The 15,998-nt window shown below is 72.3% G+C and carries 18 protein-coding genes; 15 read left to right on the forward strand and 3 right to left on the reverse strand.

What is annotated here, in order from left to right:
* Positions 1 to 14 precede the first annotated feature (14 nt).
* The 7 genes from BLW04_RS14365 (at position 15) to BLW04_RS14395 (ending at position 6,417) form a co-directional block, all read left to right on the forward strand.
* Entirely contained in the window at positions 15 to 755 is a 741-nt protein-coding gene (locus BLW04_RS14365; protein WP_091542419.1) for an amidohydrolase family protein, read from the forward strand.
* Positions 752 to 1,495, forward strand: coding sequence for an amidohydrolase family protein (locus BLW04_RS14370; protein ID WP_091542422.1), 744 nt, complete (start codon positions 752 to 754; stop codon positions 1,493 to 1,495). The genes BLW04_RS14365 and BLW04_RS14370 overlap by 4 nt, the downstream gene beginning before the upstream one ends.
* On the forward strand, positions 1,492 to 2,265 hold the full coding sequence (locus tag BLW04_RS14375) for an SDR family oxidoreductase (protein ID WP_091542426.1): 774 nt from the start codon (positions 1,492 to 1,494) through the stop codon (positions 2,263 to 2,265). The genes BLW04_RS14370 and BLW04_RS14375 overlap by 4 nt, the downstream gene beginning before the upstream one ends.
* Positions 2,262 to 3,017, forward strand: a complete 756-nt coding sequence (locus BLW04_RS14380; RefSeq protein WP_091542432.1) for an SDR family NAD(P)-dependent oxidoreductase — start codon at positions 2,262 to 2,264, stop codon at positions 3,015 to 3,017. Before BLW04_RS14375 ends, BLW04_RS14380 begins: the two co-directional genes overlap by 4 nt.
* Positions 3,014 to 3,715, forward strand: coding sequence for a cysteine hydrolase family protein (locus BLW04_RS14385; RefSeq protein ID WP_139306851.1), 702 nt, complete (start codon positions 3,014 to 3,016; stop codon positions 3,713 to 3,715). Before BLW04_RS14380 ends, BLW04_RS14385 begins: the two co-directional genes overlap by 4 nt.
* Positions 3,712 to 4,992: an allantoate amidohydrolase gene (locus tag BLW04_RS14390; protein ID WP_091542439.1), complete on the forward strand. Its 1,281-nt coding sequence runs from the start codon at positions 3,712 to 3,714 to the stop codon at positions 4,990 to 4,992. Before BLW04_RS14385 ends, BLW04_RS14390 begins: the two co-directional genes overlap by 4 nt.
* Before the next feature lie 150 nt (positions 4,993 to 5,142).
* The gene (locus BLW04_RS14395) at positions 5,143 to 6,417 is read left to right on the forward strand and encodes a C40 family peptidase (RefSeq protein WP_091542444.1); all 1,275 of its coding nucleotides are present in this window, start codon (positions 5,143 to 5,145) and stop codon (positions 6,415 to 6,417) included.
* A gap of 9 nt (positions 6,418 to 6,426) precedes the next feature.
* Here BLW04_RS14395 and BLW04_RS14400 read toward each other — a convergent pair whose 3' ends face one another.
* Positions 6,427 to 6,807 (reverse strand): hypothetical protein, encoded by a 381-nt coding sequence (locus BLW04_RS14400; protein WP_091542448.1) that lies wholly within the window; start codon positions 6,805 to 6,807, stop codon positions 6,427 to 6,429.
* A 197-nt stretch (positions 6,808 to 7,004) separates the two neighbouring features.
* Positions 7,005 to 7,241 carry a hypothetical protein gene (locus tag BLW04_RS28440; protein WP_091542453.1) on the reverse strand — a complete coding sequence of 79 codons (237 nt, stop codon included), beginning with the start codon at positions 7,239 to 7,241 and terminating at the stop codon, positions 7,005 to 7,007.
* A 242-nt stretch (positions 7,242 to 7,483) separates the two neighbouring features.
* On the opposite strand from BLW04_RS28440, the gene BLW04_RS14410 reads away from it, so the two are divergent.
* Together BLW04_RS14410 and BLW04_RS14415 are read left to right on the forward strand one after the other, a co-directional pair.
* Positions 7,484 to 9,277: a putative bifunctional diguanylate cyclase/phosphodiesterase gene (locus BLW04_RS14410; RefSeq protein WP_091542457.1), complete on the forward strand. Its 1,794-nt coding sequence runs from the start codon at positions 7,484 to 7,486 to the stop codon at positions 9,275 to 9,277.
* Between the two features lie 63 nt (positions 9,278 to 9,340).
* Positions 9,341 to 10,285: a hypothetical protein gene (locus tag BLW04_RS14415; RefSeq protein WP_254781548.1), complete on the forward strand. Its 945-nt coding sequence runs from the start codon at positions 9,341 to 9,343 to the stop codon at positions 10,283 to 10,285.
* Positions 10,286 to 10,290: 5 nt separating this feature from the next.
* Here the strand turns inward: BLW04_RS14415 and BLW04_RS14420 are convergent, their stop codons facing one another.
* The gene (locus tag BLW04_RS14420; RefSeq protein WP_091542464.1) at positions 10,291 to 10,578 is read right to left on the reverse strand and encodes a DUF6343 family protein; all 288 of its coding nucleotides are present in this window, start codon (positions 10,576 to 10,578) and stop codon (positions 10,291 to 10,293) included.
* Positions 10,579 to 10,624: 46 nt separating this feature from the next.
* Here BLW04_RS14420 and prfB point away from each other — a divergent pair, with 46 nt between their 5' ends.
* From prfB to BLW04_RS14450, 6 genes are all read left to right on the forward strand, one after another.
* Positions 10,625 to 11,737 carry a peptide chain release factor 2 gene (prfB, locus tag BLW04_RS14425; RefSeq protein ID WP_091542469.1) on the forward strand — a complete coding sequence of 371 codons (1,113 nt, stop codon included), beginning with the start codon at positions 10,625 to 10,627 and terminating at the stop codon, positions 11,735 to 11,737.
* A gap of 115 nt (positions 11,738 to 11,852) precedes the next feature.
* The gene (ftsE, locus tag BLW04_RS14430; protein WP_091542472.1) at positions 11,853 to 12,542 is read left to right on the forward strand and encodes a cell division ATP-binding protein FtsE; all 690 of its coding nucleotides are present in this window, start codon (positions 11,853 to 11,855) and stop codon (positions 12,540 to 12,542) included.
* Between the two features lie 43 nt (positions 12,543 to 12,585).
* Positions 12,586 to 13,470, forward strand: a complete 885-nt coding sequence (gene ftsX / locus BLW04_RS14435) for a permease-like cell division protein FtsX (RefSeq protein ID WP_091542475.1) — start codon at positions 12,586 to 12,588, stop codon at positions 13,468 to 13,470.
* 127 nt (positions 13,471 to 13,597) lie between these two features.
* Positions 13,598 to 14,074, forward strand: a complete 477-nt coding sequence (smpB, locus tag BLW04_RS14440; protein WP_091542480.1) for an SsrA-binding protein SmpB — start codon at positions 13,598 to 13,600, stop codon at positions 14,072 to 14,074.
* Between the two features lie 5 nt (positions 14,075 to 14,079).
* On the forward strand, positions 14,080 to 15,003 hold the full coding sequence (locus tag BLW04_RS14445) for an NADP-dependent oxidoreductase (protein WP_091542483.1): 924 nt from the start codon (positions 14,080 to 14,082) through the stop codon (positions 15,001 to 15,003).
* 86 nt (positions 15,004 to 15,089) lie between these two features.
* Complete coding sequence (locus BLW04_RS14450; RefSeq protein WP_091542488.1) at positions 15,090 to 15,986, forward strand: amidohydrolase family protein; 897 nt, start codon at positions 15,090 to 15,092, stop codon at positions 15,984 to 15,986.
* The last annotated feature ends 12 nt before the right edge of the window (positions 15,987 to 15,998 follow it).

A 15,998-nucleotide genomic window follows, 5' to 3' on the forward strand; every position in this document is an offset into this window, starting at 1 on the left:
GGGAGACCACCCACATGATCTTCGACATGCACATGCACATCGAGAACTCCACGGCGCTGGGGTGGCAGATGTCAGCCGAGGACTGCATCCGCGCGATGGACGAGGCCGGCGTCGAGCGCGCCGCGGTCATGACGCTCACCGACCTGCCCGGGCTCAACCCGGCGGGTCTGGAGCTCATCGCCGAGGCGTGCGCGAACCACCCGGGCCGGCTCTACGGCTTCCTCCGGCTGAACCCGGCACTGCTGGAGACGTCCAAGGAGCTGCTCACCCGGGCCGTGCAGGAGCTGGGTTTCCGCGGGCTGAAGCTGCATCCGGTCTCCACGCTGCAGCACCCGGGCGGGGCCGCGACCATCGAGCTGGTCCGGCACGCCGGGGAGTTGGGGGTGCCGACGCTGTTCCACTGCGGCGACGAGCCACTGAGCACGCCGCTGTCGGTGGCCCAGACGGCGGCGGCCTGCCCGGACGCGACGATTGTGCTGGGGCACATGGGTGGCTACTTCCACGTCGACGAGGCGATCGACGTCGCCGAGCGCCACGGCAACGTAGTCCTGGAGACCTCCGCCATGCCGTACCCGGACAAGATCCGGGCGGCGGTCGTGCGGATCGGGGCCGACCGCGTTGTGTTCGGCAGCGACGGGCCGGTCAGCTCGCCGGCGCTGGAGCGGCAGAAGGTCGTGATCGCCGGGCTCGGGCACGAGGCCGCCGACCTGGTGCTGGGCGGCAACGCCGACCGGATGTTGGGGTTGGCCGCATGATCGTCGACGGCCTGGTTCACCTGGGGACGTCCCACTTCGGCTACGAGCTGGACGCCATCACCGCGTTGGCCGGCATGAACGCGGTGGGCACCGACGTGGCGATCGCCGTCCCGGTGCACCCGAAGGGCGCCGACTTCGTCCCCGTCAACGACGCGGTGGCCGCGGCGGCCCGCGCGTCGCAGGGCCGGTTGGTGACGCTCGCCCGGGTCGACCCCTGGAACGGTCCGGCCGCCGTCGCCGAGCTCCGCCGGGCGGTGGGCAACGGCGCCCGGGGGCTGTTCCTGCACCCCGGTGAGGAGCACTTCCGGATCAACGACGACCGGGTACGCCCGCTGGCCGAGGCCGCCGCCGAGCTGGGCGTGCCGGTGGTGGTGGCGGCCGGTTTCCACCTGTACTCCGAACCCCTGCAACTGGGCCGGGCCGCGCAGTTCGCTCCGGGCAACCCCTTCGTGCTGACCAACGGCGGGCAGCTCAACATCTCCGGTCTGATGGGCTTCGACGCCGAGCTGGCGTTGGCAAACGACAACGTCCTGGTGCAGACCAGCGGCATGTACCGCGAGGACTTCCTCGAGGGGGTGGTGGCGACGTTCGGCCCCGAGCGGCTGATGTTCGCCACCGCCGCGCCGCAGATGGACATGTCTTACGAGCGGAAGCGGGTGGAGCTGGCCCACTTCACCGACGCCGAGCGCGCACTCATCCTGGGCGGGAACGCCCAACGCGTGTTCGGGCTGCCGGCGTGAGTCAGGCGGGGCCGGGCGGGCTGCTCCGCGGTCGCACGGCGCTGGTCACCGGCGCGGCCAGCGGCATCGGGGCGGCGATCGCCCTGGCCTATGCCGAGGCCGGTGCCCGGCTGGCCATCGCCGACCGCGCACCCGGTCCGGGCCTGGACCAGGTGCGCGCCTCTTGTGAGGCGCTGGGCGCAGAGGTCGTGGAGGTACACGCGGACGTCTCCGACGAGGCCGAGGTCGAGCGGATGTTCGCCGAGGCCCGGGCCGGTCTCGGGCTGATCGACGTCCTGGTCGCCAACGCCGGCATCCTCACCGAGTCCCCTGTCGCGGACATGCCGACGGCGCTGTTCGACGAGATGATCGCCGTCAACCTTCGCAGCGTCTTCCTGTGCTGCCGGGCGGCGGTGCCGCCGATGATCGAGGCCGGCTTCGGCCGGATCATCAACACCGCCTCGCAGGTGGGCCAGCGCGGTGGTGCCGGGCTGGCCCACTATGCCGCCGCCAAGGCCGGCGTCATCGGGTTCACCAAGTCCCTGGCCCGCGAGCTCGGCGGAACCGGCGTGACAGCCAACTGCATCGCCCCCGGCCCCATCAACACCCCGCTCGGCGGCGAGCTGTCCGAGGAGTGGACGAGCTCGCTGATGGCCGGGCTGCCCCTCAAGCGGTCCGGAGAACCTTCCGAGGTGGCGCCCACCGCCGTCCTGCTGGCCAGCGACCCGGGCGGGAACCTCTACACCGGCGCGACGCTCGGCCCCAACAGCGGAGACGTGATGTTCTCGTGACCGCGGTGCTGGTCACCGGCGGAGCCAGCGGGATCGGGCGGGCGACCGCGGTGCGGGCCGCGGGCGGCGGCGCGGACGTCGCCGTCGGCACGTTCACCGGCGACCCCTACGACGCCGCGGCGGTGGTGGCCGAGATCGAGGCCGCGGGTGGATCGGCGTTCGCGGTGGACGCCGACGTGCGCAGCACGCCGGGGATGGCGACGGCCGTCGCGGCGACCGTCGAGCGCTTCGGCGGGCTGGACGCCGTCGTCGCCAACGCCGGCATCCTCAAGCTGGCTCCGCTGACGGTACTCACCGACGAGGACTGGCACCGTATCGTCGACGTCGACCTGACCGGGGTGATGCGCACCGTGCGCGCGGCCGCGCCGGTGCTGCCCGCCGGCGGCGCGGTCGTGGTCACCTCCAGCATCGCCGGTGCCGCCATCGGCTGGCGGGGCCACACCCCGTACGCGGCCTCGAAGGCCGGCCTGCTCGGGTTCGTCCGCAGTGCCGCACTTGAGCTCGGGCCTCTCGGCATCCGGATCAACGCCGTGCTACCCGGCGTCATCGCGTCGCCGCAGTCGCTGGACCCGGTCAACTCCGGCGGACCGGAGGGGCTCGCGCGGTCCGCGCCGACCATCCCGCTCGGCCGGGTCGGTCAGCCCGCGGACGTCGCCGACGTCATCTGGTTCCTGCTGTCCCCGGCCGCGCGGTACGTCACCGGCCAGCACCTGACCATCGACGGCGGCCTGACCGCGGTGTGGCCGACGTGATCATCATCGAGGGCAAGGAAGTCCTCACCGAGCTGGCCGAACTGGTCGACCCCGCGCACACCGCGCTGCTCCTGGTCGACATGCAGCGCGACTTCGTCGAGCCCGACGGGGTCTTCGGGTCCCTCGGCGTGGACCTGTCGATATACGCCGCGATGCGGCCCCGGCTCGCGGCACTGCTGACTGCCGCCCGCCACGCCGGAGTGCTGGTGGTGCACATCCAGAACACGACGTTGCCCGGGCGACGGAGCGACTCTCCGGCGCAGCTGCGGTTCAACCTGCGGATGCTCGCACCGGCCCGACGGGACGGGCCGCCGCTGCGGTACACCGTCGCCGGGACGGCGGGGGAGCAGTTCGTCGAGGAGCTGGCGCCGCGGCCGGAGGAGCTGGTGGTCCACAAGCACCGCTCCAGCGCCTTCTGGGGCACGGACCTGGAGCTGCTGCTGCGCAGCAACGGCGTCCGGACGGTCGTGGTCGGCGGGTGCACCACCGAGGGCTGCGTCGAGTCCACGGCCCGGGACGCGATGTTCTGCGACCTGTACGTGGTGCTGGCCGAGGACTGCGTCGGCAGCGACGACCGGGCCCAGCACGATGCCTCCCTGTTCCTGATGCGCCACCGTTTCGACCTGGCCACCGGTCAGGCCGTCGCGGACACCTGGCGCGACCCGACGCACCCGATCCCCGAGGAGTTAACTCCGTGACGACCACGACCGCCGGCCCCACCGTTCCGGCCCTGCTGCGCGCCATCGCCGACACCGGTCGCGACCGCACCCGCGGCGGCTACTCCCGGCACTTGTTTAGCGACGCCGAGATGGACCTCCGCGAATGGTTCCTCGCCGAGGCGACCGCCCGCGGCCTGGAGACCGAGATCGACCGCAACGCCAACCTGTGGGCGTGGTGGCGCCCCGGGGGCGCCGCGGCGCAGGAGCGGGCCATCGTCACCGGCTCCCACCTGGACTCCGTCCCCGGCGGTGGCGCCTTCGACGGCCCGCTGGGCGTGGTTTCCGCCCTGGCGACGGTCGACCTGCTCCGCGCCGCCGGTCTCCAGCCCCGCCGTCCGCTGGGCATCGTTGTCTTCGCCGAGGAGGAGGGCGGCCGCTTCGGCGTCGCATGCCTGGGTTCCCGCCTGCTCACCGGCACGACCACCCCTGACGCAGCGCTCGCCCTGACCGACCCCGACGGGAACACTCTGGCCGAGTCCGCCGCACGCGTGGGGGTCGACGCCACCCGGTTCGGCGCCGACCCCGACCGGCTGGACCGCATCGCCTGCTTCGTCGAGCTGCACGTTGAGCAGGGCCGGGGGCTCATCGACCTCGGCCAGCCGATCGCGCTCGCCTCCTCGGTGCTCGCCCACGGCCGCTGGCACCTCCGCTTCACCGGGGAGGGTAACCACGCCGGCGCAACGCCGATGGACTCCCGCCACGACCCCCTCCTGCCCGCCGCGCAGACTGTGCTCGCCGCCCGCCGTGCCGCCGCCGCAGGGGAGTCGCTCCGGGCCACCGTGGGCCGGCTCCGGCCGCACCCAGGCGGCACCAACGTCATTGCCTCCGCCGTCGACCTGTGGATGGACGCCCGCGGCCCGGACGCCCCCGTCACGCAGGCCATGGTCGCGGAGATAGCCGCCGCCGCACACGAGGCCGCTGCCGCGGAGGGCTGCCGGGTGGAGATCCGCGAGGAGTCCGCCAGCGGCGCCGTCCACTTCGACCTCGCGCTGCGCGACCAGCTGCACTCCGCCCTCACCACGCCGGCGGCCCTGGCCGGCACCGGCGCCACCGGCCTGCCCGTGCTGGCCACCGGCGCCGGGCACGACGCGGCGATCCTCGGCGCCGCCCCGGGCACCCGACGCATCCCCACCGCGATGCTGTTCGTCCGCAACCCCACTGGCGTGTCGCATTCCCCGGCCGAGTTCGCCGAGGACGACGACTGCGAGCGCGGCGGCACCGCCCTCGCCACGGTGCTCACCCAGCTGTTGAGCTGAGCACCGCAACCCCGTGTGTCGGGACGGTCGCCCAGCGGAGCAGCCGCTCCGTCGCGTCTTCTCCTGACCCCCACGCGGGTCCTACGGTCGGAGGACCGAGTCCCACCCGATGGGCCCCGGCACCAGCGCAGGCTCCGCGGGGAGACGCCGATGCGACGAGGACGACGCTCTCCGTCGCCGCGCGCCCGCCTGCTCGCCGCCGCCGCCGCCGTCCTGGTCTGCCTCGGCGTCGCCCCCGGGGTCGCGTCGGCCGACCCGATCCCACCCTCCGACGAGGAGATCGGCGCCGCCCAGGCCGCCCGGGACACGGTCGTCGCGAAGCTCAGCGACCTCGCCACCCAGCTCGCCCAGTCCCAGGCGAGGGTCGACGCCGCGATCGCCGCCTCCGACATCGCGCTCGACGGCTACCAGGCCAAGCAGACCGAGGTGAAGGCCGCGCGGGTCACCGCCGAGTCGACCGCCGCCACCGCCGAGAAGGCCGAGGCCGACCTGGCTGCCTCCCGCGTGGAGGTGGCTGCCTTCGCCCGGAAGAGCTACATCGAGGGCACCACCTCACCCGGCCTGCAGGCGATGCTCGACATCGACGACCCCGCGACGATGCTCGAGCGGGCCCGGCTGCTGGCCGCTGCCGGTGGACACAAGGCCGACGTCCTGGTCCGGTTCGCCGTCGCCCGCCGGCTGGCCCTTGCCGCCGACGACGCCGCGCAGAACGCGCTCGCCCGGGCGGGCCTCCTCGAGCGGCAGGCCGCCGACGCGCTCAAGGCCGCCGAGGAGGCAGAGGCGGCCGCCCGCCAGGAGGCGGCGGACTTCGCCGCCGAGCAGACCGACCTGCAGGACCAGCTGCAGCAGGCGCAGCAGGACCTCGCCGAGCTGGAAGGCGCCCGGGAGGCAGCGCTCGAGTACGCCCGGCAGCAGGCGGCCGCAGCCGCGGCCATCGCCGCCGCAGCCGCCGCCGAAAATCCGGGCAAGAGCTCGGCCGGTGAGGCCGCGCTCGCGGCGATCGGTCCCGGCTCACCGCCGGCGGTGCAGACGGCGATCGGAGCCGCGCTGGCCGCGGTGGGCATCCGGTACGCCTGGGGCGGTGGGAGCCTGAACGGGCCCAGCCTGGGGTTCGGCATCGACGCCGGGGTGGTCGGCTACGACTGCTCGGGCCTGACCCGCTTCGCCTACGCGCAGGCCGGCATCGGCATCCCCCGCAACAGTCGGGCGCAGTACGCGACGCTGCCCAAGGTGTCCCGCGCCGCACTGCAGCCCGGCGACCTGGTGTTCTGGGCCCTCGACGTCCACGACCCGGCGACCATCCACCACGTCGCTCTCTACCTCGGGAACGGCAAGATCGTGGAGGCGCCGCACAGCGGCGCGACCGTGAGCGTTCGGTCGATGTACTGGCCGGGCTACATCGGGGCGGTCCGGCCCAGCGCCTGAGCGGAGGCGTCAGGGAGCGCTGAAGTACTCCACCCGGTCGGGCTCGGCCAGGAACGGGTTGGCCCACTCCGACGGCGCGCCGGTGATCGGCTGCGCGTCGGTCACGACGAAGAACGGCGCCGACTCGTAGATGGCCAGCACGGTCGACGTCGACGACAGCTCGTCGGTGTGTTCGATCAGCTCGCCCCGGCGCAGGAAGCTCGTCATCCGCACACCCTGCAGTTGCAGCCCTACCTCGGCGGTCCACCGCGCGCCGTCCTGGACGAACTCGATGCGCCGGACGCGCTTGTCCGGCGGACCCGGCTGACAGCCGGCGAACTCGGCCAACGCCTCGTACAGCCGCTCGGCCTGGGCTCCGTCGCTGGCCCGCGGGAGGAAGAAGGCCGGCACGGGCTGAGTCTGTCAGCCGGTCAAGGGCAGGTGGTCCTCGAGCCGGGCCGTGAAGTATGCCTCGTCCAGTTCCTCGACGTCCTGCAGGTCCAACAGGTGTGTGGTGTCCATGCCGTTGACCCTCCGGCCCGCACCGCGGGGTCAGCGCCAGCGATCCGCAAGATTGCTGCAAGCTCGCCGGGGGAGGCGGGCGGGTGTCAGGCGCCGCGGTCCGCCTCGGCCTGAACGACGCCCAGCAGCGCCTGCGCCAGGTCGGCGCTGCCCAGGTCGCCGCTCTCCACGGCCGCCCGCGCGGGCTCGGGGAGCAACCCCAGATCCAGGTCGTCCAGCCAGGTCACGTCGTCCCCGGCCGGTCGGCCGATCTTCAGCACCCCGCCCTCGGGCCGCACCACGTACTGCTCGCCACCGAGCTCTATCGTCGTCGAGTCGCTCATGGGCGCCCCCTACCCGGCCGCCGTCGCCGGTTACACCCGCCTCCGACACGCCGGAGGACGACGACGCGCTCCGGTCCTGCCAGAACACCGCGCCGACTCGCCGAGCCGGAGCTGCGACGACTCATTCTTTACGGTCGGATCGGCGTGGCGGGGTGTCCCCGGGGCTGGAGTTGCCGAAGGTGACAGCAGCAGAGGACGCCACGGACGGCGCCTCCCGACCACTCCAGGGCAGGAGGACCAGCGTGCCGAGACGACCGGGTGCGACCGCACTGCCCCTCGACGTCCGCCGGCGTGATGGCGCCGAGCGCAGCTCCGCCCTCGTGCTGGAGGCCGTGCTGGACGCGTTGCCCTCACCCACCCTGCTGCTGGACGCCGACGGCCGGGTGCTGCTGGCCAACTCCGCGTGGGCCGTGGTCGCCGAGTTCCTGGACGACGAGCGCATCGCCGTCTCCCTCGGCGACGACTACTTCGCCATGGCCCGGGGGCTCAGCGGCGACGCCCGCACCGAGGCCCTGCTGGAGGAGCTCCGCGAGCTCTCCCGGGGGATGAGGACGACGGTCTCCTTCGACTACTCGCTGGCCAACCCGCGCGGCCCCCGCTGGTTCCACCTGCAGGCCTCCCGGGTCGACCAGGCCGGCCAGATCGTCGTCACCCACACCGACGTCACCTCCCGGGTCCGCGCCGAGGAGGCGTCCACCTGGCAGGCCCGGCACGACCATCTCACCCAGCTCCCCAACCGCGCGCACCTGCACGAGCTGATCGATGCCGAGCTGCGCCGTCCCGAGGGCCGCCCGGTGACGGTGCTCTTCCTGGACGTCGACGGCTTCAAGGACGTCAACGACTCTCTCGGCCACGAGGTCGGCGACGACCTGCTCCGCCAGCTCGCCGGCCGGCTGAGCGGCCGAACCCGCGCCGAGGACACCGTCGGCCGGCTCGGCGGCGACGAGTTCGTGGTGATCTGTCGCGACTGCGACACCGCTGGTGCCGAGGCGCTCGCCGCCCGCTGCCAGAGCACCTTCGACGACCCCTTCCCGCTCGCCGGCCGCAGCATCCGGCTCAGCGCCAGCATCGGCGTCGCCACCGCCGGGGCCGCCGAGGTCGCCGAGCTGCGCTCCACCGACCTGGTCCGCGACGCCGATCTGGCCATGTACGCCGCCAAGGGCGCCGGCCGTAACCGGGTCCGGCTGTTCACCCCTGACCTGCGCTCCGCCGTCCAGCAGAAGGCGCTCGTCGCCGCCGAGCTGCACTCGGCCATCGACGCCGGGCAGCTGACGCTGCACTACCAGCCGGTCGTCTACCTGCCTACCGGTGAGGTGACCGGCGTCGAGGCACTGGTCCGCTGGCAGCACCCGGTGCGCGGCCTGCTGTCGCCGGGCGAGTTCATCCCGCTGGCCGAGCAGAACGGCGTCATCGCCCCGCTGACGCGATGGGTGCTGGCCGAGGCCACCCGGCAAACCGCCGCCTGGACCGCCCAGGGTCTGCAGCTGATCGCCGCCGTCAACATCAGCGCCGCGCACTTCACCACCGGCACGCTGGTCTCCGACGTCGCCGAGGCCCTCGCCGCCGCCGGGCTGCCCGCCGACCGGCTGATCGTCGAGCTCACCGAGACCAGCGTCGCCCAGGACCCCGACGCGGCCGCCGCCCAGCTGGCCACCCTGCGCGTCTCCGGGGTCGAGGTCTCCATCGACGACTTCGGCAGCGGCTTCTCCTCGCTGTCCCAGCTGGTGCGCATGCCGGCCGGGGTGCTGAAGATCGACCGCAGTCTGGTCGCTGGGTCCGACAGCCCGCGCAGCCAGTCCGCCGCCGCGATGGCCGCGGTGGTGGGCCTGGCCCAGGCGTGCGGCATGCGCAGCCTCGCCGAGGGCGTGGAGACCGCCGCACAGCTGGCCACCGCCGTCGAGCTGGGCTGCAGCTACGCGCAGGGCCACCACATCGCCCGGCCGATGCCGGCCGAGGACCTGGTCCGGTGGGTCGCCGCCCGGAGGGCCCCCCGGCACGGGACCGCGACCGCCGAGCTGATCGATGCCGGCACCTGACCGGGCCGGGCGGCCGTCGACGCGGGTTTGCCCTCGAGCGCGGAACCGAGCAGGGTCGGATCAGTGCCCCGCCCCATGCTCCTCGCCGTCCTGGTGGTGACCACGCTGCTGACCGGCTGCTCGGTCGGCGCGCAGGCCGACGCCCCGCAGGCCGCCGCGACGTCCGCCAGCATCAGCACCCGGACGACGACGTCCCCGGCGCCGACCACGCCACCGCCCCAGCTCCCCGGCGGCGGCACCCAGGTCTTCCCTGCGCACCGGCTGGTCGGCTTCTCCGGCCGGGCAGGCTCCCCGGCGCTCGGCCCGCTCACCGGCGACCTCGCCGCCGCGGCCGAGCAGCTGCGCCAGCAGTCGGCTGCCTACGGCGGTGACCGGGCGGTACTCCCGGTCTTCGAGCTGATCGCCACCCTCGCCCACCCGTCCCCCGGGCCGGCCGGCACCTACAACGCTCCGGCCGACGACGCGACCGTCCAGGCCTACCTGGACGCCGCCCGGGCCGCCGGCGCGCTCCTGCTGCTGGGCATCCAACCGGGGACCGAGGACTTCCTGCCCGCCGTCCAGCACTACGAGCGCTGGCTGACCGAACCCGACGTGGGCCTGGCGGTGGACCCGGAGTGGGCGGTCGACCCGGGTGAGGTGCCCGGCGACGTCTTCGGCTCCACCACCGGCGCCGAGCTCGACTCGGTGGCAGTCTACCTCGACGGCCTGGTCACCGCCCACCGGCTGCCGCAGAAGGTGCTCGTCTACCACCAGCTCAACCCCGGGATCGTCCGCGACGAGCAGGCGCTCACCGAGCACCCCGGCGTCGCGCTGGTCAAGAGCGTCGACGGCATCGGGGCGGCGCCGGACAAGGTGGCGACCTACCAGCGCGTGGTGGCCACCCTGCCGCCGTTCGTGCACGCCGGGTTCAAGCTGTTCTACGAGGAGGATGTCCGCTCCGGTCCGCTGATGACGCCACCCGAGGTCCTCGCGCTCGTCCCGCAGCCGGAGTACGTCCTCTACGAGTGAGCTCCTCAGCCGGGCTCGCCACGCAGCTTCCGCCGGGCGACGACGACGAGGTCCACCAGCGCGATGGCGGCCAGTACGAACAGCGCGACGGCGAAGATCACCGGTGCGTCGATCGCCAGGAACAGGATTCCGCCGGCCACACAGACCACGAGGCCGGAGGCGGCCAGTACCAGCCGCAGGGTGAGTGCGCTCTGCGCCGGGCGAGCGCCGCCGATGCCCGCCGTCGGGTCGTGGTGGTCGGGCAAGCCCTGCTGGTAATCAGGTCGTGGACGTCGCTGCGACGGCTCGCTCATGTTGCGGTGAGGTACCCGGTGGTGGAGCGCACTACCCTGGATCGACGTGGCCGCTGACTTCTCCGTCGTCCTGGACGAATTGAACACGACTCTGAAGTCGATCGAGGCCGTCCTGAAGGTCGACGACCTCCGCGACGAGATCCGCGACCTGGAACAACAGGCCGCCGCCCCCGACCTCTGGAACGACGTCGAGGCCGCTCAGGCGGTCACCTCCCGGCTGTCCTACCTGCAGGGCGACGTCCGCCGGGTCGAGGAGCTGCGCAGCCGGCTCGAGGACGTCGGGCTGATGCACGAGATGGCCGCCGAGGAGGACGACGCCGCCACCACCGCCGAGACCGAACGGGAGCTGGCCAGCATCCGCACGGTGATGGACGAGCTCGAGGTCCGCACGCTGCTGTCGGGGGAGTACGACTCCCGCGAGGCGCTGGTGACCATCCGCTCAGAGGCCGGGGGAGTGGATGCCGCCGACTTCGCCGAGATGCTGATGCGCATGTACCTGCGCTGGGCCGAGCGGCACAAGTACCCGACCGAGGTCTACGACGTCTCCTACGCCGAGGAGGCGGGGATCAAGTCGGCCACCTTCGCCGTCAAGCATCCCTACGCCTACGGCACGCTCTCGGTCGAGCAGGGCACCCACCGGCTGGTGCGCATCTCGCCCTTCGACAACCAGGGCCGCCGGCAGACCTCCTTCGCCGGGGTCGAGGTGCTGCCCGTCGTCGAGCAGACCGACCACGTCGACATCCCGGACAACGAGATCCGGGTCGACGTCTTCCGCTCCTCGGGCCCCGGTGGGCAGAGCGTCAACACCACCGACTCCGCCGTCCGGATGACCCACATCCCCACCGGCATCGTGGTGTCCTGCCAGAACGAGAAGTCCCAGATCCAGAACCGGGCGGCCGCACTGCGGGTGCTGCAGGCCCGGCTGCTCGTCGTCCGCCAGAAGGAGCAGCGGGCCGAGATGGACGCGCTCAAGGGCGAGGGCAGCAGCTGGGGCAACCAGATGCGCTCCTACGTGCTGCACCCGTACCAGATGGTCAAAGACCTACGGACCGAGATCGAGACCGGCAACCCGGCCAACGTCCTGGACGGCGAGATCGACACCTTCATCGAGGCCGGCATCCGCTGGCGGCGAGAGCAGGAGGCCACCCCCAGCCGGTGACCCAGCCGCTGTCGCGGACAGCGGGCCCTGCGAGGGGTCACCGCGCGCACAGAGTTCGGGGGCGCGCCGGGCAGACCAGTCATCGTGCGGCCTGGGCCGGGTACCGTGGCGCCTCGTGATCGAATTGCAACACGTCACCAAGATCTACCCGACCTCTCCTCGGCCGGCCCTGGATGACGTCTCCATGCAGATCGACAAGGGCGAGTTCGTCTTCCTCATCGGGTCCTCCGGTTCGGGCAAGTCAACCTTCCTCCGGTTGCTGCTGAAGGAGGACAACCCCACCAAGGGGATCGTCAAGGTCAACGACAAGAACCTGACCACGATGAGCAAGTGGCAGGTGCCCAAGCTGCGCCGCACCATGGGTTGCGTCTTCCAGGACTTCCGCCTGCTGCGCAACAAGACCGTCGCCGAGAACGTGGCGTTCGCCCTCGAGGTGATCAACAAGCCGCAGCGCACCATCAAGCGGGTGGTCCCCGAGGTGCTGGAGATGGTCGGCCTGGAGGGCAAGGAGAACCGCCTGCCCAACGAGCTCTCCGGTGGTGAGCAGCAGCGCGTGGCCATTGCCCGCGCCTTCGTCAACCGGCCGCTGGTGCTGCTGGCCGACGAGCCCACCGGCAACCTCGACCCGGAGACGAGCCAGGACATCATGCTGCTGCTGGAGCGGATCAACCGCACCGGCACCACCGTGGTGATGGCCACCCACGACTACCACATCGTCGACTCGATGCGGCGCCGCGTGATCGAGCTCAACGACGGCACCGTCAGCCGCGACCAGTCCCGCGGCGTCTACGGCGTCGGTCGTTGATGCCGGTCACCGCCGGCCGACCGCTGAACACGACAGGGAACTGATGCGCGTCAACTTCGTCCTCTCCGAGGTGGTCTCCGGGCTGCGTCGGAACCTGACCATGACGGTCGCGATGATCCTCACCACCGGGATTTCGCTGGGCCTCATGGGCACCGGTCTGCTGATCGCCAACATGATCAGTGACATGCGCGAGATCTACTACGACAAGGTCCAGGTCTCGATCTACCTGACCGACGACGTCACCGACGAGCAGCGGACCGCGATCCAGACGGCGCTGGCGGGGTCGCCGGAGGTGAAAGACTTCATCTACGAGTCCAAGGACGACGCCTACGCCCGGTTCACCAAGCAGTTCCAGGAGCAGCCGGCGCTGATCGCGAACACCCCGGCGGACGCGCTGCCGGAGAGCTTCCGGGTCGAGCTGGTGAACCCCGAGCGGTACCAGGTCATCGCCCAGCAGTTCCCGGTCGGGCAGAACGGCGTGGAGGACGTCCGCGACGAGGGCGACTTCCTGGACCGGTTGTTCAGTCTGTTGAACGGGGCACGCAACGCGACGATCGCGGTGGCCGTCGTGCAAGCCCTGGCTGCGTTGCTGCTGATCTCCAACACGATCCAGCTCGCGGCCTTCAACCGGCGCAACGAAACGAACATCATGCGGCTCGTCGGCGCCTCCCGCTGGTACACCCAGCTGCCCTTCATCCTGGAGGCCGCCCTGGCCGGGCTGATCGGCGCGGGTCTGGCCATCGGCGGCCTGGTGCTGACCAAGGTGCTGTTCGTCGACAAGACCCTGGCCGGGCCGATCAAGTCCGGGATCATCCCGCCGGTCGACTGGTCGGCGATCGCCGCGATCAGCCCGATCATCGCGGTGGCCGGCGTCGGGCTGGCCGCGGTCGCGGCCTACGTGACGCTCCGGCTGTACGTGCGCCTGTAACGCCGTCGTCCTCCGGACGACACCGCGAACAGGTGCCGTCCCCTGCTGCGATGAGCCGCACCGTCGGACACGGCGGGAGCCCTCCGGGCCCAGCGCCGCGTCCGACAAGCACAGCTAACCTGTTCCCATGCCGCGTGAGACCGGGCGCAAGCTCATCGCCCAGAACAAGAAGGCGCGGCACGACTACTCGATCCTCGACACCTACGAGGTGGGCCTGGTGCTCACCGGCACCGAGGTGAAGAGCCTGCGGGCCGGCCGTGCCTCGCTGGTCGACGGCTTCGCCACGGTGGACCAGGGCGAGGTGTGGCTGCAGCACGTGCACATCCCCGAGTACACCGAGGGCACCTGGACCAACCACGCCCCGCGCCGCAAGCGCAAGGTGCTCATGCACCGCGCCGAGATCGAGAAGCTGATCGGCAAGACCAAGGAGGGCGGGCTCTCGCTCGTCCCGCTGGACCTGTACTTCAAGGACGGCAAGGTCAAGGCCACCCTCGCGCTGGCGAAGGGCAAGAAGGCCTACGACAAGCGGCAGGACCTCGCCGAGCGCGACTCGCGCCGGGAGATGGAACGGGCCTTCGGCCGCTACGTGAAGGGACGGCGCTGACCTCCATGCGCGGTGCTGCCTACGACGAGTTCGGGAACGCCGGCGTGCTCCGGGTCCGCGACGACCTGCCGATGCCGCCGGTCGGCCCGGACACCGTGCTGGTCCGGGTGCACGCCGCCGGGGTCAACCCGGTCGACATCGGGATCCGCGAGGGCCACCTGGCGGGCGCCTTCCCGCACCACTTCCCGATCATCCCGGGCTGGGACGTCGCCGGCGTGGTCGAGGCCGCCGGGCCCGCGGTCACCGCGTTCGCCCCCGGCGACGAGGTGTTCGGCTACGTCCGCCGGGACGACGTGCAGTGGGGGACGACGGCCGAGTTCGTGCCGGCCCCACAGCGCTGCCTCGCGCACAAGCCCGAGTCGCTGGGCTTCGCCGAGGCCGGTGCGCTGCCGCTGGCCGGGCTGACCGCGTATCAGGCGCTGACCGAGGCGCTCGACGTCGGCGAGGGCGACCGCGTGCTGGTGCACCGGGCCGCCGGAGGAGTGGGTTTCTTCGCCGTCCAGATCGCCGTCGCGCTCGGCGCGCACGTCATCGGCACCGCCAGCCCGAAGAACCACGGCTTCCTGACCGACGCCGGTGTCGTCGAGGTGCTCGATTACGCGGCCGGGCCGATCAGCGGGCAGCTGTCCGAGCCGGTGGACGCCGTCCTGGACCTGGTCGGCGGCGACACCCTCGCCGACGCTCCGAAGCAGGTCCGCGACCCCGCCCGGATCGCCAGCGTGGTCGACCCCGGTGTGCTCGAGCTGGGCGGCCGGTACGTCTTCGTCCGCCCCGACACCCACGACCTGGAGGAGTTGGCCCGGATGGCCGACGCCGGCCAGTTGCGGGTGGCGATCGCCCGGGCCTTCAGTCTTGACCACGTCGCTGGGGCCCAGGAGCTCGTCGCGGGCGGGCACGTGCGCGGCAAGGTCGTCGTCACGCTCCGATGAGCGGGTCCGTCCGTGAAGGCGACGCCGGAGCGAGCATCGCAGGGAGCGCCGGCGACCGGGGAGCGGAACGAGGGCGGAGTCGAGCCATGAGCACGGTCGCGCCGCCGGCGGACGACGCCGACGTCCCCCGGTTCTGGCGCGAGCTGAGCCTGCCCGGGCTCGTCGACGTGCACGTGCACTTCCTGCCCGAGCGGGTGCAGGCGAAGGTCTGGCGGTACTTCGCCGACGCCCAGACCCACTACGGCGCGCCCTGGCCGATCCGGTACCCGCTGCCGGTCGACGAGCGGTTGACGCTGCTGGCCGGCCTCGGCGTCCGGGCCTTCCCGACGCTGCCCTATCCGCACAAGCCGGGAATGGCCTCGTGGCTGAACGACTGGTCGGCGGAGTTCGCCCGGGCCCACCCGCAGGTGCTGCAGTCGGCCACCTTCTACCCGGAGCCGGAGGCGCCGGTCTACGTGGCCGAGGCGTTGGACGCCGGCGTCCGGGTGTTCAAGGTGCACGTGCAGGTCGGTCGCTTCGACCCCCGCGACCCGCTGCTGATCCCGGTGTGGACGCGGCTGGAGCAGACCGGCACCCCGGTGGTCATCCACTGCGGGTCCGGTCCGCTGGCCGGCGAGCACACCGGGCCGGCGCCGATGGCCGGCCTGCTGGAGCGGTTCCCGGGACTGCAGCTGGTGATCGCTCACCTCGGCATGCCTGAGTACGCCGCCTTCTTCGAGCTGGCCGAGCGCTACGAGCGAGTGCACCTGGACACCACCATGTTCGGCACCGACTTCACCGAGCGGCTGATGCCCTTCGACCGGACGCTGCTGCCCCGGCTGGCCGGGCTGCGGAACAAGGTGCTGCTGGGCAGCGACTTCCCCGCCATCCCGTACCCCTACGCCCACCAGCTCGCCGCGCTGTGCCGGCTGGGGCTGGGCGACGACTGGCTGCGGGCTGTGCTGTGGGCCAACGGGGCGCGGCTGTTCGGCGTCACCCCCTGAGGAGCGTGCCGG

Source organism: Modestobacter sp. DSM 44400 (genome assembly GCF_900107175.1).
GTDB lineage: Bacteria > Actinomycetota > Actinomycetes > Mycobacteriales > Geodermatophilaceae > Modestobacter.